Genomic DNA, 17628 nt, shown 5'->3' on the forward strand with positions numbered 1-17628 from the left:
ACCGTCCGGTGCCCGGGAACCAGCGTAGGGGGAACAGCGGGCCGGGGTCGTCCCCCGACGCCGTCGGGAGCGCTCGCGCCACGAACGTTCACAGGGGATTCACGGACCCGTCCCGCGACCTCGACGAGGAGCCCCGCGGGGCGGACCCCCTCACCGGTCGGGCAGCTCGAACCCGAGCGCCCGCGCGGCGCGACCGGGGTCCGGGTCCGCGCCGAAGTGCCGCAGCAGGTTCTCGGTCGTGGCCAGCGACCGCGTCTCGGCCCGGTCGAGGTAGAGCCGGCCGGCGAGGTGGTCGGTCTCGTGCTGCACGATGCGCGCCGGCCACCCGGACAGGACCTCCTGCACGGGTGCGCCGTGCTCGTCGCGGCACGTCAGCCGGACGTGCCGGGGCCGCGCCACGACAGCCTGCCAGCCGGCCACGGACAGGCATCCCTCGTAGAACGCGGCGTCCCCGGCGTCGGTGCCGTCCGGCGCCGGGGCGTCCTCGCCCACGGGCTCGTAGCGCGGGTTCACCAGCACGCGGTACGGCAGCGGCCCCCGGTCGCGCGGGTCGTCGGGGACCCCGGCGTCCTCGCAGACCGCGATCGCCAGCCCGATGCCGATCTGCGGGGCGGCGAGGCCGACGCCCGGTGCGGCGTGCATGGTGCGGCGCATCGCCTCCAGCAGCCGCGGCAGGACGTCGCCGAGCTGCCCGGTGTAGGGCGCCGCCGTGCGGCGCAGCACCGGGTCCCCGGCCTGGACGACCGGCAGCACGCCGGGCCGCTCGGGCTGCCGGTCGGCCACGTCGAGCAGGTCGGCGACGGCCGCGGCGAGCTCCGGCACGACGGCGCCCGGCCAGCCGGTCACAGGGCGAGCTGCTCCCGCACCACGGCGGCGAGCCGTTCCGCGACGCCGTCCGCCTGCGCCTGGCTGGCGGCCTCGACCATGACCCGGACGACCGGCTCGGTGCCCGAGGGGCGCAGCAGGACACGGCCCGTCTCGCCGAGGACCGCCTCGGAGGCCGCCACGGCCTCGACCACGCGCTCGTCGGTGCTCGCGCGGGTCTTGTCGACGTCCTTGACGTTGATCAGCGTCTGCGGCAGCCGCGGGATCTCGCCCGCGAGGTCGGCCAGGCGCTTGCCGGAGGCCTTGACGCGTGCGGCCAGGTGCAGGGCGGTGAGCACGCCGTCACCGGTCGTGGCGTGCTCGGCCAGGATGATGTGCCCCGACTGCTCGCCACCGAGGCCGAAACCGCCCGCGCGCATGTCCTCCAGCACGTAGCGGTCGCCGACGGCGGTCTGGCGCGTGGTGATCCCGGCGTCGCGCATGGCCAGCAGCAGGCCGAGGTTGCTCATCACGGTGACCACGAGGGTGTCGTGCGGCAGGTGCCCGTCCTCGCGCAGCGACTTGGCCAGGATGCCGAGGATCTGGTCCCCGTCGACGAGCACACCGCCGTGGTCGACGGCCAGGCAGCGGTCGGCGTCGCCGTCGAAGGCCACGCCGAAGTCGGCCTCGGCGGCCACGACCACGGCCTGCAGCTGCTCGGGGTGGGTCGAGCCGGCCTTCTCGTTGATGTTGCGGCCGTCGGGGCTGGCGTTGATGACCACGACGTCGGCCCCGGCCTCGCGCAGGGCCTCGGGGCCGACCTGGCTGGCCGCGCCGTTGGCGGCGTCCACGGCGATGCGCAGGCCGTCCAGCGGCCGGTGGTCGAGCGTCGTGCCGATGCTGGCCGTCACGTGGTCGACGTACTCGCGGGTCGCCAGGCCGGCGTCGGTCCGCATCCGGCCGACGTCGGCTCCGGTGGGCCGCACCCGGCTGGTGCCCAGGAGCGCCTCGATCTCGTCCTCGACGCCGTCGTCCAGCTTCCGTCCCCCGCGGGCGAAGAACTTGATGCCGTTGTCCGGCATCGGGTTGTGGGAGGCGGAGACCATGACGCCGAGGTCGGCCTGCATGGCGCTGACGAGGTAGGCGAGCGCGGGGGTCGGGACCACGCCGAGGTCGACGACGTCGACGCCCGACCCGGCGAGCCCGGCCGAGACCGCGGCCGAGAGGAACTCGCCCGAGGCGCGCGGGTCCCGCCCGACGACCGCCTTGGGGCGGTGCCCGACGGTGTCGGTGCGCCGGCCGAGCACGTCGGCGGCCGCGCTGCCCAGGTCGAGCGCGAGCTCGACGGTCACGTCACGGTTGGCCAGGCCACGGACACCGTCCGTGCCGAAAAGTCGTCCCATCAGTCCTCCTTGGACACCCGGTCGATCCTAGTCGGCGTGGCGGGGTCCGCCGCGCCGGTCCCGGCGACGAGGGGTCGCCGGGCACGCGAACGGCCCCGTCGGGCGGACCGACGGGGCCGTACGGGTGAAGCGTCGGCGATCAGCGCTTCGAGTACTGCGGGGCCTTGCGGGCCTTCTTGAGACCAGCCTTCTTGCTCTCCACCGCGCGGTCGTCGCGGGTGAGGAAGCCGGCCTTCTTGAGGGCGGCACGGTTGGCCTCGCGGTCGATCTCGTTCAGGGCGCGGGCGATCGCGAGACGCAGCGCACCGGCCTGGCCCGAGGGGCCACCGCCGCCGATGCGGGCGATGACGTCGAAGCGGCCCTCGACCTCGACCAGCTTCAGCGGGTCGTTGACGAGCTGCTGGTGCACCTTGTTCGGGAAGTACTGCTCGAGGGTGCGACCGTTGATCTTCCACTCACCGGAACCCGGCACGAGGCGGACGCGCGCGACGGCCTCCTTGCGGCGGCCGAGGGCCTGGCCCGGGGCGGTGATGGACTGACCGCTGTTGGCCACGGGGGCCTCGGTCTCGGTGGTGTAGTTGCTGGGCGTGTTCTCGTCCAGCTCGGTGTCGACGGTGGTGTCAGCCACAGGTATTCCTTCGCTCAACGGGCAGCGGCTCAGGCCTGCTGCGACAGCTGGGTGATCTCGAACGGCTTCGGCTGCTGCGCCGCGTGCGGGTGCTCCGCGCCGCGGTAGACCTTCAGCTTCTTGAGCTGCTCGCGGGCGAGCTTGGTCTTCGGCAGCATGCCGCGCACGGCCTTCTCGACGGCCCGCTCGGGGTCCTTCTCGAGCAGCTCGCCGTACGAGATGGAGCTCAGGCCACCCGGGTATCCGGAGTGGCGGTAGGCCCGCTTCTTCTCGTGCTTGTTGCCGGAGAGCGCCACCTTGTCCGCGTTGATGACGACGACGAAGTCGCCGCCGTCCACGTGCGGGGCGAAGGTCGGCTTGTGCTTCCCGCGCAGGAGCGTGGCGACCTGGCTGGCCAGACGGCCCAGCACGACGTCAGAGGCGTCGACGACGTACCAGTCACGCTGGATGTCGCCGGGCTTCGGGGTGTAAGTACGCACGGTTGCGTCACCTTTTCATGTTCGGTGTCGTCGGGCGAGAAGCGCCGCCCGATGAAGACAGCTGTTGTGCGCGGGTGCCCCGGAGGCGTCCTGGCCGTGCGCGGTCTGGCGGTGGGATCGCCGACTACGCGGACGCTGGGGCATAGCACAACGACTGTTCAGTTTAGCGGTGCGTTCCAGCGAGGGCAAAGCGACCTCGGTCACGTCCGGTCCGGGCTGCAGACTTCGGTGCGGGGGTGCACGGTAGAAGGCATGAGCGAGGACACGACGGGCACCAGACCCGACCCGGAGACCCTGGCCGAGGGCGACAACGACCAGTTGTCGGCCGAGGACACCCTGCTCGACCGGGGTACCGAGAACATCCTCGACGAGGGGTACTCCCCGCCCGAACGACCGCGGGCGAACCACTGGGGCGAGACGGCCTGGGAGGAGATCACGGGTGAGCCGCTGGACCAGCGGCTGGCGGAGGAGCAGCCCGACGACTGGGAGCGCGACCCGCTGACCCACCCCGACACCACGCGGGCCGGGCGAATCGTGGCCGACGACGACGCCGACCCCAGCCAGGACGGCTACCGGTCCAACGACCTGTACGGCACCGACGCCGGCGTCGACGGGGCGGGTGCGAGCGCCGAGGAGGCCGCCGTGCACTGGGTCGAGGAGCCGTAGGCCCGCACCGCGAGCCACGCCGCACGACACCATGAGGGAACAGCGCGACCCCGGCACGCCGGTGCGCGCAGCCGGGGTCGCGATGCCCCCGGAGGACGGGCTCCCCCAGTCGACCATCCCCGGAGCTCTGGCCGGACGGAGTCTCCTCGGTCGCGGCGTCGAGTCCGCTTCCAGCCTACGCAGCGCGGGACCACGGGGGTCGCGTCCGTCGGGTGAAGCCGGGGGTGAAAAGGTCGCTCAGCGCGGCCCGACCTCGTCCGGCCGACGACGGGCCCGGATCCGTCGCGCGCGCAGGCCGAGCTCGGCGGTGACCGGATAGGCGACGTGCTCCAGGGTCAGCCCGCACGCCGGGGCGACGGCACCGGCGGCGGCCCGGTCGCCGGCGGCGAGCACGGACGCGGCGTCGGCCGCGGGCCGCCGACCCTCCCCCACCGCGAGCGACGTGCCCACCAGCGCCCGGACCATCGAGTGGCAGAACGCGTCCGCCACGACCTCGGCGACGACCAGTCCGGCGTCGGGGCCGTCCTCGGGACGGGACCAGGCGAACCGCGTCAGCTCGCGGATCGTGGTCGCGCCCTCGCGCGGCTTGCAGAACGCCGCGAAGTCGTGCAGGCCGGTCAGGGGCCGCGCCGCCTCGTCCATGGCCGCCACGTCCAGCGGTCGCCGGTGCCACAGCACGGACTCGCGCCGCAGGGGATCGCGCAGCACGTGCTCGTCGGCGATGCGGTAGCGGTAGGTCCGTGACAGGGCGGAGAAGCGGGCGTCGAAGCCGGGCGGGGCGACCTCGGCCTCCCGCACGACGACGTCGGCCGGCAGGACCCCGGCGAGGCGGTCGACCAGGGCCCGTTCCGGCTCCCGGTCCGACCGTCCCGGCATGGCGTCCCACCGGTCGCGCGGCACGTCCACGTGGGCCACCTGACCACGGGCGTGCACGCCCGCGTCCGTCCGGCCGGCGACGGTGAGGCGCGGCCACGGCAGCTCCAGCGGGCCCGTGCGCAGGATCGTCGCGAGCGCCTCCTCCAGGACGCCCTGGACGGTCCGCAGGCCGGGCTGGGTGGCCCAGCCGGCGAAGTGCGTGCCGGCGTAGGCGATGTCGAGGCGGACCCGCACGGTCCCGTCCTCGACCTCCGGCGCGTTCGTGATGCTCACCCGGCCATTGTGCCCGGATGATGGTCCCGTGCCCGACCTCATGACTCTCGCCGTGGACTGCGGCGGCGGCGGCATCAAGGCCACCGTGCTCGACGACGCCGGCACCGCGCACGCCGACCCCGTGCGCGTGCCGACGCCCTACCCGCTGCCGCCCGACCTGCTGGTCGACACCGTCGCGGACATCGCGGCCGCCCTCCCGCGGGCCGAGCGGGCCACCGTGGGCCTGCCCGGGATGATCCGCCACGGCGTGGTGGTGCACACCCCGCACTACGTGACCCGGTCCGGACCCCGGTCCCGGGTGGACCCCGACCTCGTGGACCGGTGGCGCAACGTCGACCTGCGGGCCGCCCTGCACGCCCGCCTCGACGTGCCCACGCTGGTCCTCAACGACGCCGAGCTGCACGGTGCCGGCGTGGTGGCCGGCAGCGGCGTGGAGCTCGTGCTCACCCTCGGCACCGGCCTCGGGTCCGCCCTCTTCGACGGCGGCCGGCTGGCGCCGCACCTGGAGTGGTCCCGGGCGCCCCTGCGCCGGGGCACCACGTACGACCAGTACGTGGGTGAGCCGGAGCGGCGACGGCTCGGCAACGGCCTGTGGTCGCGCCGGGTGGTCACCGTCGTCGAGGGGCTGCGCCCCGTGTTCTGGTGGGACCGCCTGTACCTCGGCGGCGGCAACTCACGGTGCCTGGGCCCGGCGGCGCTCGCGCGGCTGGGCGACGACGTCGTCGTGGTCCCGAACACGGCCGCCCTGGTCGGCGGCGTCCGGGCCTGGGACCTCGCCGAGGGCTGAGCGCGCCGCGGCGTGCGCCTCGAGCAGCACCCGGGAGAAGGCCACCGGGGCGTCCAGGCTCACCAGGTGCTTCGCCCGCGGCACGACGACCAGCCGGGCGTCCGCCCCGGTCGACCGCGCCGCGGCGAGCAGCGAGCGCTCCTGACCGCGGAAGTGGTCCCACTGCCCGTTGACGAGGAGGACCGGGCTGTCGGCCCGCCGCAGCGCCTCCCGGACGTCGATGCGGCCGACCTCCTCGAGCACGTCGCCCATGACGTCGAGCGCGAAGCCTCCCGCCGCGAGGTCGACGGCGGACTCCGGGTCGACCAGGGCGCGCACGAAGGTGTCGTTCAGGTGCGCGCCGCTGTCCCCCCACCGTTCGATCCGGCGCGCCAGCACGAGCCACCCGGCACGCAACGGAGAGGCGGGGTCCGTCGAGCACGACGCCGCGACGAGTCCGGCGACCTGCTCGGGGTGCCGGGCACGGTGCTCGATCCCGACGTACCCGCCGAGGGACAGGCCCACCACGAGGGCCCGACCGCCGACGTCGTCGACGGCGTCGCGCACGGTGGCGATCGCACCGTCCAGCGTGAACCGTGTCCCCCGCCGCGCGCCGTGGCCCGGCAGGTCCGGCGCGACGGCGGGGATACCGGCCGCGGCGAGCGTCGCCAGCTGCCTGCGCCACATCGTGCGCGACGTGCGGGAGCCGTGCAGGAGGACCACCGGGAGCATGTCCCCACCGTAACCAGGCGCCGCCGGGCGCACGCGGCGGGCGTCGCGGTCGACGGGTGGCACCGTGAGCACGACGAGGGCCCCGCACCGTCGGTGCGGGGCCCTCGTGCGTGCAGCCGGCCGGGAAGCCGGAGGACGTCAGTCCTCCTTCTTCTCCTCGGTCGTCGCCTCGGTGGACTCGGTCGCCTCGGCGGCCTTCGTCTCCTCCGTGGTGTCGGCGGGCTTGTCGTCGGCCTTCTTCGAGGCGGCCGACTTCTCGGCGGCCTTCGTGGCCTCCTTGACGACGGCCTGCTTCGGGCTCACGGGCTCGGTGATGAGCTCGATGACCGCCATGGGGGCGTTGTCGCCCTTGCGGTTGCCGACCTTCGTGATGCGCGTGTAGCCACCGTTGCGCTCGGCCATGGCCGGCGCGATCTCGGTGAACAGCGTGTGCACGACGGACTTGTCGCGCACGACCCGCTGGACGCGGCGACGGGCGTGCAGGTCACCGCGCTTGGCGAAGGTGATCAGACGCTCGGCGACCGGGCGCAGGCGCTTGGCCTTCGTCTCGGTGGTCGTGATGCGGCCGTGCTCGAAGAGGGCGGTCGCCAGGTTCGCGAGCATCAGCCGCTCGTGCGCCGGGCTCCCGCCGAGCCGCGGACCCTTGGTGGGGGTAGGCATAACTGGTTCTCCTTGGGTGTCGTTCCACGCCGCGCGGCCCCGTCATGTCGAGCGGTGCCGCTGCGGGCGCGGTGCGTCAGTACGGCTGCTCGTCGGTGTACGAGGTCTCGTCGTCCCCGCCGGCGAAGTACTGCGCCGAGGGGTCGAAGTCGAGCGGCGAGTCCTTGAGAGCAAGGCCCAGCTCCGCGAGCTTCTCCTTGACCTCGTTGATCGACTTGGCACCGAAGTTGCGGATGTCGAGCAGGTCCGCCTCGCTGCGCGCCACGAGCTCACCGACCTGGTGGATGCCCTCGCGCTTGAGGCAGTTGTACGAACGGATCGTGAGGTTGAGCTCCTCGATCGGCAGCGCCAGGTCCGCGGCCAGCGCGGAGTCCGTGGGCGACGGGCCGATCTCGATGCCCTCGGCCTCGACGTTCAGCTCGCGGGCCAGGCCGAACAGCTCGACGAGCGTCTTGCCGGCCGAGGCGAGCGCGTCGCGCGGGGCGATCGCGTTCTTCGTCTCGACGTCGACGATCAGCTTGTCGAAGTCCGTGCGCTGCTCGACACGGGTCGCCTCGACCTTGTACGTGACCTTGAGGACGGGCGAGTAGATCGAGTCCACGGGGATCCGACCGATCTCGGCGTCCAGGGTCTTGTTCTGCGCGGCGGACACGTAGCCACGACCCCGCTCGACGGTCAGCTCGATCTCGAGCCGGCCCTCGTCGTTGAGCGTGGCGATGTGCAGGTCGGGGTTGTGCACCTCGACGCCCGCGGGCGGGACGATGTCCGCCGCGGTCGCCGCACCGGCGCCCTGCTTGCGCAGGTACATCACGACCGGCTCGTCGTTCTCGGACGAGACGACGAGGTTCTTGATGTTGAGGATGATCTCGGTGACGTCCTCCTTGACACCCGGCACGGTGGTGAACTCGTGGAGCACACCGTCGATGCGGATGGAGGTGACCGCCGCGCCCGGGATGGACGACAGCAGCGTGCGACGCAGCGAGTTGCCGAGCGTGTAGCCGAAGCCGGGCTCGAGCGGCTCGATGGAGAAGCGCGAACGGTACTCCGAGATGACCTCTTCGGTCAGCGAGGGGCGCTGTGCGATGAGCACTGTGATGGTCCTTTCAGTGTGCGTCCGCCATATGACGCATCACGGATCCGCGGTCTACGCGGTCCGGACGGGACTCGGTCCACCCGCCCGGGCAGGGCTGGAACCGACCGGGCACGAGGCCCGGTCGGTTCGAGGGGTCAGACGCGGCGGCGCTTCGGGGGACGGCAGCCGTTGTGCGCCTGGGGCGTGACGTCCTGGATCGAGCCGACCTCGATACCGGTCGCCTGGAGCGAGCGGATCGCGGTCTCACGACCGGAGCCCGGGCCCTTGACGAAGACGTCGACCTTCTTGACGCCGTGGTCCTGGGCACGGCGCGCAGCGGACTCGGCGGCCAGCTGGGCGGCGTACGGCGTGGACTTGCGGGAGCCCTTGAAGCCGACGTGGCCGGCGGAGGCCCACGAGATCACGGCGCCCGACGGGTCGGTGATCGACACGATCGTGTTGTTGAAGGTGCTCTTGATGTGCGCCTGGCCGTGCGGGACGTTCTTCTTGTCCTTGCGACGCGGCTTGCGCGCGGCGGTCGAGCGGGACTTGGGAGGCATATGCGTTGATACTCCTGGTCTGAGGTCGTCGGACCGGGGCGAGGGTCAGCGGTGCTGACCCGCTCCACGGACTGCTGACGTCAGCGGGCCTTCTTCTTGCCCGCGACGGTGCGCTTCTTGCCCTTGCGGGTACGCGCGTTGGTCTTGGTGCGCTGACCACGCACCGGCAGTCCGCGACGGTGACGCAGACCCTGGTAGGTACCGATCTCCACCTTGCGGCGGATGTCGGCCGCGACCTCGCGGCGGAGGTCACCCTCGAGCTGGTAGCTGCCCTCGAGGTGGTCGCGCAGCGCGACGAGCTCGGCGTCGCCGAGGTCCTTCACGCGCGTGTCCGGGGAGATCCCGGCGGCCGCGACGGTCTGCTCGGCGCGGGTGCGCCCGACGCCGTAGATGTAGGTGAGTGCGACGACGACCCGCTTCTCGCGCGGGAGGTCGACGCCGATCAGACGTGCCATTGCTGGCGACTCCTGTCCTTCGTCCAGAGGTCTGCCGCACCACCCTCCCGCGAGGACCGCGGGCCCCGGCCCCTGGACCGGAGGTTCGGCCGCTCGATGAGCGGCTCCGTGATGGTGCGCTGAGCCACGGCGTCCGAGGACGGCGCGGCGACGGGCGTGATCAGCCCTGGCGCTGCTTGTGGCGCTGGTTCGAGCAGATCACCATGACGCGACCGTGCCGGCGGATCACCTTGCACTGGTCGCAGATCTTCTTGACGCTCGGCTTGACCTTCATCAGTGTTCCTCTGCCGCCGGACGCCCGGGCCACCAGGGCCGGACGCTCGCGCGGCGATGTCGATCGGGTGGGGGGATGACGACTACTTGTAGCGGTAGACGATCCGGCCACGGGACAGGTCGTACGGGCTGAGTTCCACCACGACGCGGTCCTCGGGGAGGATCCGGATGTAGTGCTGCCGCATCTTGCCCGAGATGTGGGCGAGGACCTTGTGACCGTTGCTCAGCTCCACGCGGAACATCGCGTTCGGCAGCGCCTCGATCACGCTGCCCTCGATCTCGATGACACCGTCCTTCTTTGCCATGTCCTCCGCTAACTCTCGTCTGTGTCTTTCGACGGACTGCAGCCACGCCCGTCCGACCGCGGTCGGGGCACGAGACGGATCTCGCGAGGACGTGGATCGCGTGCTTCCGTTGGCCAGGGCCGCGCCCCGTCGCTCTCGACGAGCGGGGGACGGGGCACACGAACGGACTACACCCGACTAAATATCGTACCCCATCGATGCGACCTGGCAAGCCTGGCGTACGTCACACCGGGGCCGGGCCGTCGAGGTCGACGGGGACGACCTCGAACGGCGCCAGACCGGCACGGCCGAGGTCCGGGGCGGTGAGCACGGCGATCCCGTCCTCGAGCACCGCGACCGTGTGCTCCCAGTGCGCAGCCCGCGAGCCGTCACCGGTCACGACCGTCCAGTCGTCACCCAGCACGCGGGTGACCTCCGACCCCCGGGTCAGCATCGGCTCGACCGCCAGGCACAGGCCGGGGCGCACGCGGGGGCCGCGGTCCGTCGCCCGGAAGTTGAGGACCTCGGGCGGCTGGTGCATCGCGGTACCGATCCCGTGGCCCGTGTACTCCTCGACGATGCCGTAGGACGTGCCCGCGAGGTCGCCCGCCGTCTCGGCGGCCATCTCGACGGCGTCGCCGACCTCCCCCACACGCCGTGCCGAGGCCAGGGCGGCGATACCCGCCCACATGGCGCTGCGCGTCGCCCGCACGAGCGCGGCGTCGTCGGCGTCGAGCTCCACCGCACCGGCCTCGTCGGGGCCGAGCGCCCCGTCCGGGCCGACCTGGAAGGAGATGGCGGAGTCGCCGTGCCAGCCGTCGACGATCGCGCCGCAGTCGACGGACACCAGGTCCCCGACCGCCAGCACCCGCGGGCCGGGGATGCCGTGGACGACCTCGTCGTTCACCGACGTGCAGATCGTCGCCGGGAAGCCGTGGTACCCGAGGAACGACGGCGACGCCCCGGCCGCCGCGATGGCGTCGGCGGCCACACGGTCGAGCTCCGCCGTCGACGTCCCGGGGCGGGCGGCGGCGCGCACCTGCGCCAGCGTGTCGGCGACGACCAGGCCGGCGCGACGCATCCTGAGGATCTCGTCGCGCGACTTCAGCTCGATCCGGGGACGGGAACGGAACACCTCGGTCAGCCTGCTCGCTGCCCGTCAGCCGAACTGCTGCTCGAGCGAGGTGACGATCCGGTCGGTGACCTCCGAGATCTCACCGATGCCGTCCACCTGCACCAGCAGGCCGCGCTCGGCGTAGGCAGCGGTCAGCGGGGCGGTCTCGGCCTCGTAGATGTCCAGCCGGCGGGCGATCGCCTCCGGCGTGTCGTCCTCGCGACCCTCGACCTCGGCGCGCTTCGAGATGCGCTGGAGCAGCTCCTCGCGCTCGGCCGTCAGCTCGATGACCCCGTCCAGCTCCCAGTCGAGCTCACCGAGGATCTCGTCGAGGGCCTCCACCTGGTGCGCGTTGCGGGGGTAGCCGTCGAGCAGGAACCCGCCCTTGACGTCGTCCTCCCCGAGCCGGTCGCGCACCATCGAGTCCGTGACCTCGTCCGGGACGAGCTCGCCCTTCGAGGAGTACTCCTGCGCGAGCCGGCCGAGCTCGGTGCCGCCCTTGATGTTCGCCCGGAAGATGTCACCCGTCGAGATGGCGGGGATCCCGAAGACCTCGGCGAGCCGAGCGGCCTGGGTGCCCTTGCCCGCGCCCTGCGGTCCCATGATCACCAGGCGGGTCACCCGTGCCTCGGGACGCTGGGAGCCGTGCAGCTCGCGACGGGTGGTCGGGGTGGTCGTCTCGGTCAACGGAGGAACCCTTCGTAGTGGCGCTGCTGGAGCTGGGAGTTCACCTGCTTCACGAACTCCAGCCCAACACCGACGATGATGAGGATCGACGTCCCGCCGAACGGGATGTTCGTGGTCACGCCGAGGAACACCAGCACCAACGTCGGGATGAGCGCGACGATGGCGAGATACAGCGAGCCGGCCGACGTGATGCGGGTGATCACGTAGTCGAGGTACTCGGCCGTGGGGCGCCCGGCACGGATGCCGGGGATGAAGCCCCCGTACTTCTTCATGTTGTCCGCGACCTCGTCCGGGTTGAACGTGATCGACGTGTAGAAGAAGGCGAAGAAGATGATCATCGCGATGTACAGCGCGACGTAGAGCGGCTGGTCCTGCTGCGCCAGGTTGTTCGAGACCCACACGACCCAGTCCGCCGTCTGGTCGCCGAACTGGGCGATCAGGGCGGGGATCGCGAGGATCGACGCCGCGAAGATGACCGGGATGACGCCCGCCATGTTGATCTTGATCGGGATGTAGGTACTCGTGCCGCCGTACATCCGGCGCCCGACCATCCGCTTGGCGTACTGCACCGGGATGCGGCGCTGGGACTGCTCGACGAACACGACCATGCCGATGACCAGCACGATCACCGCGATCATGATGATGAAGTTCAGCGCGCCGTTGGCACCGCCGGCGATCGACCAGAGGGCCGTCGGGAAGCTCGCCACGATCGAGGTGAAGATCAGCAGGGACATGCCGTTGCCGATGCCCTTCTCGGTGATGAGCTCGCCGAGCCACATCACGAGACCGGTGCCGGCCGTCATGGTGATCACCATGAGGGCGGCGGTGACGAACCGGTCGTCGACCACGACGTCGAGGTTGCAGCCCGGGAACAGCAGCCCGGTGCGGGCCGTGGTGACGATGGTGGTCGACTGCAGGATGGCCAGGGCGATCGTCAGGTAGCGGGTGTACTGCGTCAGCTTCGCCTGACCCGACTGCCCCTCCTTGTGGAGGGCCTCGAACCGCGGGATGACCACGCGCAGGAGCTGCGTGATGATGCTGGCGGTGATGTAGGGCATGATCCCCAGCGCGAACACCGACAGCTGCAGGAGTGCGCCACCACTGAACGTGTTGACGAGACCGAGCAGCGAGGTGCTGTCCTCGAGGGAGGCCACGCACTGCTGGACGTTGCCGTAGTCGACGCCCGGCGTCGGGACGAACGACCCCACGCGGAACAGCGCCATGATCGCGATCGTGAACAGCAGCTTGCGCCGCAGGTCCGGTGTCCGGAAAGCCCGGCCGAATGCGCTGAGCACCTATCCTCCTGACCCGCCGGGGCGGGATGTCGTGTCGCCGGTCGCCCGACGAGGTGTGGCGCGCGACGCCCGCGGGACGGCCCCGCGACGTCGAGACGCCGACTCGGTCGTGGTCCGGCCGGGATGCTCCGACACCTCGGCACGCGGGGCGTGCAGAAACGGACCGTGACGGATTCTACGTGTCCCGGTGAGTGATCTGGACCACTGATCCCGGTCGAAGGTAGCAGACCAGGACAATCCGACTCCCGGGACGTCGCTCCTCGAGGTGATCGTCACCCCCACCCCGAGGAACGCGCAAGGGCCGGTGGCGCGACTGCGCCACCGGCCCTGCGACGGACCTCAGTCCTCCGAGACCGAGCCGCCGGCCGCCAGGACCTTGTCCTTGGCGGAGCCGGAGATCGCGTCGACCGCGACGTCCAGCTTGACGGTGATCTCGCCCGTGCCGAGAACCTTCACCGGCTGACCGGAGCGGACCGCGCCCTTGGCGACGAGATCGTCGACCGTGACGGAGCCCCCCTCCGGGTACAGCGCGGCGAGCTTGTCCAGGTTGACGACCTGGTACTCGACGCGGAACGGGTTCTTGAAGCCACGCAGCTTCGGCAGCCGCATGTGGAGCGGGATCTGCCCGCCCTCGAAGCCCGCGGGCACCTGGTAACGAGCCTTCGTCCCCTTGGTACCGCGACCCGCCGTCTTACCCTTCGACGCCTCACCGCGACCCACACGGGTCTTGGCGGTCTTGGCGCCGGGGGCCGGACGCAGGTGGTGGACCTTGAGCGGCTTCGACTGCGCGCCGTTGTCCTTGGTGCTGTCGGCCATGATCAGTCGACCTCCTCGACGGTGACGAGATGCGCCACCGTGGTGACCATGCCACGGATCTCCGGACGGTCCTCCTTCACGGCGATGTCGCCGATCCGCTTGAGGCCGAGGGACCGCAGCGTGTCACGCTGGTTCTGCTTGCCGCCGATGGCGGACTTGACCTGGGTGACCTTGAGACGGGCCATCACGCACCCACCTTCTCGTCGGACTTCTTCTCCGCCTGCTCGGCCCGGCCGGCGGCCTGGGCGCGGAGCAGCGGAGCCGGTGCGACGTCCTCGAGCGGCAGACCGCGGCGAGCCGCCACGGCCGCCGGCTCCTCGAGACCCTTCAGGGCCGCGACGGTGGCGCGCACGATGTTGATGGCGTTCGACGAACCGAGCGACTTGCTCAGCACGTCGTGGATGCCGGCGCACTCCAGCACGGCACGCACCGGACCACCGGCGATCACACCGGTACCCGGGGAGGCCGGACGCAGGAAGACGACACCGGCCGCCTCCTCGCCCTGGACCTGGTGCGGGATGGTGCCCTGGATGCGCGGGACGCGGAAGAAGTTCTTCTTCGCCTCCTCGACACCCTTGGCGATCGCCGAGGGCACCTCCTTCGCCTTGCCGTAGCCGACACCGACGGTGCCGTCGCCGTCGCCCACCACGACCAGCGCGGTGAAGCTGAAGCGGCGGCCGCCCTTGACGACCTTGGCGACGCGGTTGATCGTCACCACGCGCTCGACGAAGGCGTTCCGGTCGTCACCGCGGTTGTTGCTGCGGCGGTCGTCGCGCCGGTTGGAGCGGCGACCGTCGTTCTTGGACTCGTTGGCGCCCTGGGGGGCGCCGGTGTTGCGCTGCCCTGCAGCCATCAGAGGATCCTCATCTTCCGTGCGAACGTGGTCATCACAGCGCCAGACCGCCTTCGCGCGCGCCGTCGGCGACCGCAGCCACCCGACCGTGGTACTTGTTGCCGCCACGGTCGAAGACCACGGCGTCGACACCGGCAGACTTCGCACGCTCGGCGACGAGCTCGCCGACCTTGCGGGCCTTGGCGGTCTTGTCGGCGTCCATCGCGCGCAGGTCGGCCTCGAGCGTCGAGGCGGAGGCCACGGTCTTGCCGACCGTGTCGTCCACGACCTGCGCCACCATGTGACGCGACGAACGGGTCACGACGAGGCGGGGACGCTCCGCGGTGCCCTTGATCTTCTTGCGCAGGCGAAGGTGACGACGCTGACGAGCGACGCTCTTGCCCTTGCCGAGAACCTTGAGAGCCATCACTTACCAGCCTTTCCGACCTTGCGACGGACGACCTCGTCGGCGTACCGCACACCCTTGCCCTTGTAGGGCTCGGGGCGGCGGATCTTGCGGATGTTCGCGGCGACCTCGCCGACCTGCTGCTTGTCGATGCCGGAGACCGAGAACTTCGTGGGGCTCTCCACCGCGAAGGTGATGCCCTCCGGCGGCGTGACCTTGACGGGGTGCGAGAACCCGAGCGCGAACTCGAGGTCCTGCCCCTTGGCCACGACGCGGTAACCGGTGCCGACGATCTCGAGCTTGCGCTCGTAGCCGTTGGTCACACCGGTGACCATGTTCGACAGCAGGGTGCGGGTCAGGCCGTGCAGCGAGCGCGACTCGCGCTCCTCGTCGGGACGCGAGACCTTGAGGCCGTCCTCGGTCTGCTCGACGGTGATCGGTGCGGCGACCGTGTGCTCCAGGGTGCCCTTCGGGCCCTTGACGGTCACGAGCGCACCGCTGATGGTGATCTCCACGCCGGACGGGACCGGAACGGGGAGCTTGCCGATTCGAGACATGGGCGTCTCTCCTTTCCGGATTACCAGACGTAGGCGAGGACTTCGCCGCCCACACCCTTGTCCTGCGCCTGACGGTCGGTCAGGAGGCCGGAGGAGGTGGACAGGATGGCCACGCCGAGGCCACCGAGGACCTTCGGGAGGTTGGTGGACTTCGCGTAGACGCGCAGGCCGGGCTTGGACACACGGCGCACGCCGGTGAGCGCGCGCTCACGGCTCGGGCCGTACTTGAGGGTCAGGGTGAGGTCCTTGCCCACCCGGGCGTCCTCGACGGTCCAGCCGCTGATGTAACCCTCGGCCTGCAGGATCTCCGCGATGCGCGACTTCAGCTTCGAGAACGGCATGGTGACCGTGTCGTGGTGCGCCGAGTTCGCGTTGCGCAGACGCGTCAGCATGTCTGCGATCGGGTCGGTCATAGTCATCGGGCTCTAGCCCTTCCTCGCCGGGGTATCCGTGCGGCGCCGCGGTGGGCGCCGCACGGACCTACGGCGTAGTTGTTTTACCAGCTGCTCTTGGTGACGCCGGGGAGCTCGCCGCGGTGGGCCATCTCCCGCAGGCAGATCCGGCACAGGCCGAACTTGCGGTAGACCGAGTGCGGACGCCCGCACCGCTGGCACCGGGTGTAGGCACGCACGGCGAACTTCGGCTTGGCGTTCGCCTTGTTGATCAGGGCCTTCTTCGCCATATCAGTTCTCCTTGAAGGGGAAACCGAGACGGCGCAGCAGGGAGCGGCCCTCGTCGTCGGTCGTCGCCGTCGTCACGATCGTGATGTCCATGCCCCGGACACGGTCGATCTTGTCCTGGTTGATCTCGTGGAACATCGACTGCTCCGTGAGACCGAACGTGTAGTTGCCGTGGCCGTCGAACTGCTTCGGGCTCAGACCGCGGAAGTCGCGGATGCGCGGCAGCGCGATCGAGAGCAGGCGGTCGAGGAACTCCCACATGCGGTCACCGCGGAGGGTGACGTGCGCGCCGATCGGCATGCCCTCACGCAGCTTGAACTGCGCGATGGACTTCTTGGCACGGTTGATCGCCGGCTTCTGGCCGGTGATCGCCGTCAGGTCGCGGATGGCGCCCTCGATGAGCTTGGAGTCGCGCGCGGCGTCCCCGACACCCATGTTGACGACGACCTTCGTGAGGCCGGCGACCTGCTGGACGTTCTGGTGGTCGAACTCGTCCTTGAGGGCGGAGAGGATCTCCTCGCGGTACTTCTGCTTGAGGCGCGGCAGGGCCGGGGCCTCGAGAGTCGTCTCGGTCATCAGATGTCCTTCCCGGAGCGCTTGGCGTAGCGGACGCGCACCGTGCGGGTACGGCCGTCCTGCTCCACCTCCTCGAGACGGAAGCCCACACGGGTCGGCTTCTTCGTCTCGGGGTCGACCAGCATCACGTTCGACACGTGGATCGGTGCCTCGACGGTCTCGAGGCCACCCGTGCGGGTGCCGCGAGCCGACTGGCCGGCCTTCACGTGCTTGGTCACGCGCTGGATGCCCTCGACCACGATGCGGTCGGAGTCCTTGAGCACCTCGAGCACGCGGCCCGTCTTGCCCTTGTCGCGACCTGCGGTGACGATCACCTGGTCGCCCTTCTTGATCTTCGCCATGGTCAGAGCACCTCCGGAGCCAGCGAGATGATCTTCATGAACTTCTTGTCACGCAGCTCACGCCCGACCGGGCCGAAGATGCGGGTTCCACGGGGGTCGCTGTCGCCCTTGAGGATGACAGCGGCGTTCTCGTCGAACTTGATGTAGGAACCGTCGGGACGACGGCGCTCCTTGGCGGTCCGGACGATGACGGCCTTGACGACGTCGCCCTTCTTCACGTTGCCGCCCGGGATCGCGTCCTTGACGGTGGCGACGATGGTGTCGCCGATACCGGCGTAGCGACGGCCGGAGCCACCGAGAACACGGATGGTGAGAATCTCCTTCGCACCCGTGTTGTCGGCGACTCGCAGTCGCGACTCCTGCTGGATCATCGATTGATCTCCTGTCGTCGAG

The 17628-nt window shown here is 70.9% G+C and carries 27 protein-coding genes; 2 read left to right on the forward strand and 25 right to left on the reverse strand.

What is annotated here, in order from left to right; all coding sequences use genetic code 11:
- Positions 1 to 150: 150 nt before the first annotated feature.
- The 4 genes from HLI28_RS04855 to rplM all read right to left on the reverse strand — a co-directional run bounded on the left by HLI28_RS04855 (position 151) and on the right by rplM (position 3314).
- On the reverse strand, positions 151 to 846 hold the full coding sequence (locus HLI28_RS04855; RefSeq protein WP_171246381.1) for a peptide deformylase: 696 nt from the start codon (positions 844 to 846) through the stop codon (positions 151 to 153).
- Positions 843 to 2207, reverse strand: coding sequence for a phosphoglucosamine mutase (glmM, locus tag HLI28_RS04860; protein WP_171246382.1), 1365 nt, complete (start codon positions 2205 to 2207; stop codon positions 843 to 845). The genes HLI28_RS04855 and glmM overlap by 4 nt, the downstream gene beginning before the upstream one ends.
- Before the next feature lie 139 nt (positions 2208 to 2346).
- A complete protein-coding gene (gene rpsI, locus HLI28_RS04865; RefSeq protein ID WP_171246383.1) occupies positions 2347 to 2835 on the reverse strand; it encodes a 30S ribosomal protein S9 in 489 nt (162 codons plus the stop codon).
- A 29-nt stretch (positions 2836 to 2864) separates the two neighbouring features.
- Positions 2865 to 3314, reverse strand: a complete 450-nt coding sequence (gene rplM / locus HLI28_RS04870; protein ID WP_171246384.1) for a 50S ribosomal protein L13 — start codon at positions 3312 to 3314, stop codon at positions 2865 to 2867.
- A gap of 252 nt (positions 3315 to 3566) precedes the next feature.
- Between rplM and HLI28_RS04875 the strand changes: the two genes are divergently transcribed.
- A complete protein-coding gene (locus HLI28_RS04875) occupies positions 3567 to 3980 on the forward strand; it encodes a DUF5709 domain-containing protein (RefSeq protein WP_171246385.1) in 414 nt (137 codons plus the stop codon).
- A gap of 237 nt (positions 3981 to 4217) precedes the next feature.
- Here the strand turns inward: HLI28_RS04875 and truA are convergent, their stop codons facing one another.
- Positions 4218 to 5129 (reverse strand): tRNA pseudouridine(38-40) synthase TruA, encoded by a 912-nt coding sequence (gene truA, locus HLI28_RS04880; protein WP_343035667.1) that lies wholly within the window; start codon positions 5127 to 5129, stop codon positions 4218 to 4220.
- Here truA and HLI28_RS04885 point away from each other — a divergent pair.
- Positions 5122 to 5916, forward strand: a complete 795-nt coding sequence (locus tag HLI28_RS04885) for an ROK family protein (RefSeq protein ID WP_171246444.1) — start codon at positions 5122 to 5124, stop codon at positions 5914 to 5916. The two genes, truA and HLI28_RS04885, sit on opposite strands and share 8 nt — an antisense overlap.
- On the opposite strand, the gene HLI28_RS04890 is transcribed toward HLI28_RS04885, so the two are convergent.
- The 20 genes from HLI28_RS04890 to rplN form a co-directional block, all read right to left on the reverse strand.
- Complete coding sequence (locus HLI28_RS04890; protein WP_171246387.1) at positions 5803 to 6627, reverse strand: alpha/beta fold hydrolase; 825 nt, start codon at positions 6625 to 6627, stop codon at positions 5803 to 5805. The genes HLI28_RS04885 and HLI28_RS04890 overlap by 114 nt on opposite strands.
- Before the next feature lie 138 nt (positions 6628 to 6765).
- Positions 6766 to 7287: a 50S ribosomal protein L17 gene (rplQ, locus tag HLI28_RS04895; protein WP_171246388.1), complete on the reverse strand. Its 522-nt coding sequence runs from the start codon at positions 7285 to 7287 to the stop codon at positions 6766 to 6768.
- A gap of 76 nt (positions 7288 to 7363) precedes the next feature.
- The gene (locus HLI28_RS04900) at positions 7364 to 8377 is read right to left on the reverse strand and encodes a DNA-directed RNA polymerase subunit alpha (RefSeq protein WP_171246389.1); all 1014 of its coding nucleotides are present in this window, start codon (positions 8375 to 8377) and stop codon (positions 7364 to 7366) included.
- A gap of 137 nt (positions 8378 to 8514) precedes the next feature.
- Positions 8515 to 8919 (reverse strand): 30S ribosomal protein S11, encoded by a 405-nt coding sequence (gene rpsK, locus HLI28_RS04905; RefSeq protein WP_171246390.1) that lies wholly within the window; start codon positions 8917 to 8919, stop codon positions 8515 to 8517.
- An 80-nt stretch (positions 8920 to 8999) separates the two neighbouring features.
- On the reverse strand, positions 9000 to 9374 hold the full coding sequence (gene rpsM / locus HLI28_RS04910; RefSeq protein ID WP_171246391.1) for a 30S ribosomal protein S13: 375 nt from the start codon (positions 9372 to 9374) through the stop codon (positions 9000 to 9002).
- A 160-nt stretch (positions 9375 to 9534) separates the two neighbouring features.
- Positions 9535 to 9648: a 50S ribosomal protein L36 gene (gene rpmJ, locus HLI28_RS04915; RefSeq protein ID WP_171246392.1), complete on the reverse strand. Its 114-nt coding sequence runs from the start codon at positions 9646 to 9648 to the stop codon at positions 9535 to 9537.
- Between the two features lie 82 nt (positions 9649 to 9730).
- On the reverse strand, positions 9731 to 9952 hold the full coding sequence (infA, locus tag HLI28_RS04920) for a translation initiation factor IF-1 (RefSeq protein WP_020016137.1): 222 nt from the start codon (positions 9950 to 9952) through the stop codon (positions 9731 to 9733).
- Positions 9953 to 10175: 223 nt separating this feature from the next.
- On the reverse strand, positions 10176 to 11066 hold the full coding sequence (gene map, locus HLI28_RS04925) for a type I methionyl aminopeptidase (protein ID WP_171246393.1): 891 nt from the start codon (positions 11064 to 11066) through the stop codon (positions 10176 to 10178).
- A gap of 24 nt (positions 11067 to 11090) precedes the next feature.
- Entirely contained in the window at positions 11091 to 11648 is a 558-nt protein-coding gene (locus tag HLI28_RS04930) for an adenylate kinase (protein WP_171246445.1), read from the reverse strand.
- A gap of 80 nt (positions 11649 to 11728) precedes the next feature.
- Positions 11729 to 13027 (reverse strand): preprotein translocase subunit SecY, encoded by a 1299-nt coding sequence (gene secY, locus HLI28_RS04935; protein WP_171246394.1) that lies wholly within the window; start codon positions 13025 to 13027, stop codon positions 11729 to 11731.
- Positions 13028 to 13366: 339 nt separating this feature from the next.
- Entirely contained in the window at positions 13367 to 13843 is a 477-nt protein-coding gene (rplO, locus tag HLI28_RS04940) for a 50S ribosomal protein L15 (protein ID WP_171246395.1), read from the reverse strand.
- Positions 13844 to 13845: 2 nt separating this feature from the next.
- Positions 13846 to 14028 (reverse strand): 50S ribosomal protein L30, encoded by a 183-nt coding sequence (gene rpmD / locus HLI28_RS04945; RefSeq protein ID WP_171246446.1) that lies wholly within the window; start codon positions 14026 to 14028, stop codon positions 13846 to 13848.
- Complete coding sequence (rpsE, locus tag HLI28_RS04950; RefSeq protein WP_171246396.1) at positions 14028 to 14696, reverse strand: 30S ribosomal protein S5; 669 nt, start codon at positions 14694 to 14696, stop codon at positions 14028 to 14030. Before rpsE ends, rpmD begins: the two co-directional genes overlap by 1 nt.
- A gap of 34 nt (positions 14697 to 14730) precedes the next feature.
- Positions 14731 to 15102 (reverse strand): 50S ribosomal protein L18, encoded by a 372-nt coding sequence (rplR, locus tag HLI28_RS04955; RefSeq protein WP_171246397.1) that lies wholly within the window; start codon positions 15100 to 15102, stop codon positions 14731 to 14733.
- Positions 15102 to 15638, reverse strand: coding sequence for a 50S ribosomal protein L6 (rplF, locus tag HLI28_RS04960; protein ID WP_171246398.1), 537 nt, complete (start codon positions 15636 to 15638; stop codon positions 15102 to 15104). Before rplF ends, rplR begins: the two co-directional genes overlap by 1 nt.
- Before the next feature lie 20 nt (positions 15639 to 15658).
- Positions 15659 to 16057 carry a 30S ribosomal protein S8 gene (gene rpsH, locus HLI28_RS04965; protein ID WP_171246399.1) on the reverse strand — a complete coding sequence of 133 codons (399 nt, stop codon included), beginning with the start codon at positions 16055 to 16057 and terminating at the stop codon, positions 15659 to 15661.
- Between the two features lie 77 nt (positions 16058 to 16134).
- A complete protein-coding gene (locus HLI28_RS04970) occupies positions 16135 to 16320 on the reverse strand; it encodes a type Z 30S ribosomal protein S14 (RefSeq protein WP_013837851.1) in 186 nt (61 codons plus the stop codon).
- A 1-nt stretch (position 16321) separates the two neighbouring features.
- On the reverse strand, positions 16322 to 16894 hold the full coding sequence (gene rplE, locus HLI28_RS04975; RefSeq protein ID WP_171246400.1) for a 50S ribosomal protein L5: 573 nt from the start codon (positions 16892 to 16894) through the stop codon (positions 16322 to 16324).
- Complete coding sequence (gene rplX, locus HLI28_RS04980; RefSeq protein ID WP_171246401.1) at positions 16894 to 17235, reverse strand: 50S ribosomal protein L24; 342 nt, start codon at positions 17233 to 17235, stop codon at positions 16894 to 16896. The genes rplE and rplX overlap by 1 nt, the downstream gene beginning before the upstream one ends.
- A 2-nt stretch (positions 17236 to 17237) precedes the next feature.
- Positions 17238 to 17606, reverse strand: coding sequence for a 50S ribosomal protein L14 (rplN, locus tag HLI28_RS04985; RefSeq protein ID WP_171246402.1), 369 nt, complete (start codon positions 17604 to 17606; stop codon positions 17238 to 17240).
- Positions 17607 to 17628: the final 22 nt, after the last annotated feature.

This window comes from Isoptericola sediminis, assembly GCF_013085345.1.
Taxonomy (GTDB): Bacteria; Actinomycetota; Actinomycetes; order Actinomycetales; family Cellulomonadaceae; genus Isoptericola; species Isoptericola sediminis.

Excerpts from the sequence above, each read along its gene's own strand:
- rplO (WP_171246395.1), bottom strand. The coding sequence starts at position 13,843 with ATGGCCGACAGCACCAAGGACAACGGCGCGCAGTCGAAGCCGCTCAAG.
- rplX (WP_171246401.1), bottom strand. The coding sequence starts at position 17,235 with ATGGCGAAGATCAAGAAGGGCGACCAGGTGATCGTCACCGCAGGTCGC.
- rpmD (WP_171246446.1), bottom strand. The coding sequence starts at position 14,028 with ATGGCCCGTCTCAAGGTCACCCAGGTCAAGTCCGCCATCGGCGGCAAG.
- rplQ (WP_171246388.1), bottom strand. The coding sequence starts at position 7,287 with ATGCCTACCCCCACCAAGGGTCCGCGGCTCGGCGGGAGCCCGGCGCAC.
- rplF (WP_171246398.1), bottom strand. The coding sequence starts at position 15,638 with ATGTCTCGAATCGGCAAGCTCCCCGTTCCGGTCCCGTCCGGCGTGGAG.
- infA (WP_020016137.1), bottom strand. The coding sequence starts at position 9,952 with ATGGCAAAGAAGGACGGTGTCATCGAGATCGAGGGCAGCGTGATCGAG.
- HLI28_RS04890 (WP_171246387.1), bottom strand. The coding sequence starts at position 6,627 with ATGCTCCCGGTGGTCCTCCTGCACGGCTCCCGCACGTCGCGCACGATG.
- rpsM (WP_171246391.1), bottom strand. The coding sequence starts at position 9,374 with ATGGCACGTCTGATCGGCGTCGACCTCCCGCGCGAGAAGCGGGTCGTC.
- HLI28_RS04970 (WP_013837851.1), bottom strand. The coding sequence starts at position 16,320 with ATGGCGAAGAAGGCCCTGATCAACAAGGCGAACGCCAAGCCGAAGTTC.
- rplN (WP_171246402.1), bottom strand. The coding sequence starts at position 17,606 with ATGATCCAGCAGGAGTCGCGACTGCGAGTCGCCGACAACACGGGTGCG.
- HLI28_RS04930 (WP_171246445.1), bottom strand. The coding sequence starts at position 11,648 with ATGGGACCGCAGGGCGCGGGCAAGGGCACCCAGGCCGCTCGGCTCGCC.
- rpsK (WP_171246390.1), bottom strand. The coding sequence starts at position 8,919 with ATGCCTCCCAAGTCCCGCTCGACCGCCGCGCGCAAGCCGCGTCGCAAG.
- rpsH (WP_171246399.1), bottom strand. The coding sequence starts at position 16,057 with ATGACTATGACCGACCCGATCGCAGACATGCTGACGCGTCTGCGCAAC.
- HLI28_RS04875 (WP_171246385.1), top strand. The coding sequence starts at position 3,567 with ATGAGCGAGGACACGACGGGCACCAGACCCGACCCGGAGACCCTGGCC.
- rplE (WP_171246400.1), bottom strand. The coding sequence starts at position 16,894 with ATGACCGAGACGACTCTCGAGGCCCCGGCCCTGCCGCGCCTCAAGCAG.
- glmM (WP_171246382.1), bottom strand. The coding sequence starts at position 2,207 with ATGGGACGACTTTTCGGCACGGACGGTGTCCGTGGCCTGGCCAACCGT.
- HLI28_RS04885 (WP_171246444.1), top strand. The coding sequence starts at position 5,122 with ATGCTCACCCGGCCATTGTGCCCGGATGATGGTCCCGTGCCCGACCTC.
- rpmJ (WP_171246392.1), bottom strand. The coding sequence starts at position 9,648 with ATGAAGGTCAAGCCGAGCGTCAAGAAGATCTGCGACCAGTGCAAGGTG.
- rpsE (WP_171246396.1), bottom strand. The coding sequence starts at position 14,696 with ATGGCTGCAGGGCAGCGCAACACCGGCGCCCCCCAGGGCGCCAACGAG.
- rplR (WP_171246397.1), bottom strand. The coding sequence starts at position 15,102 with ATGGCTCTCAAGGTTCTCGGCAAGGGCAAGAGCGTCGCTCGTCAGCGT.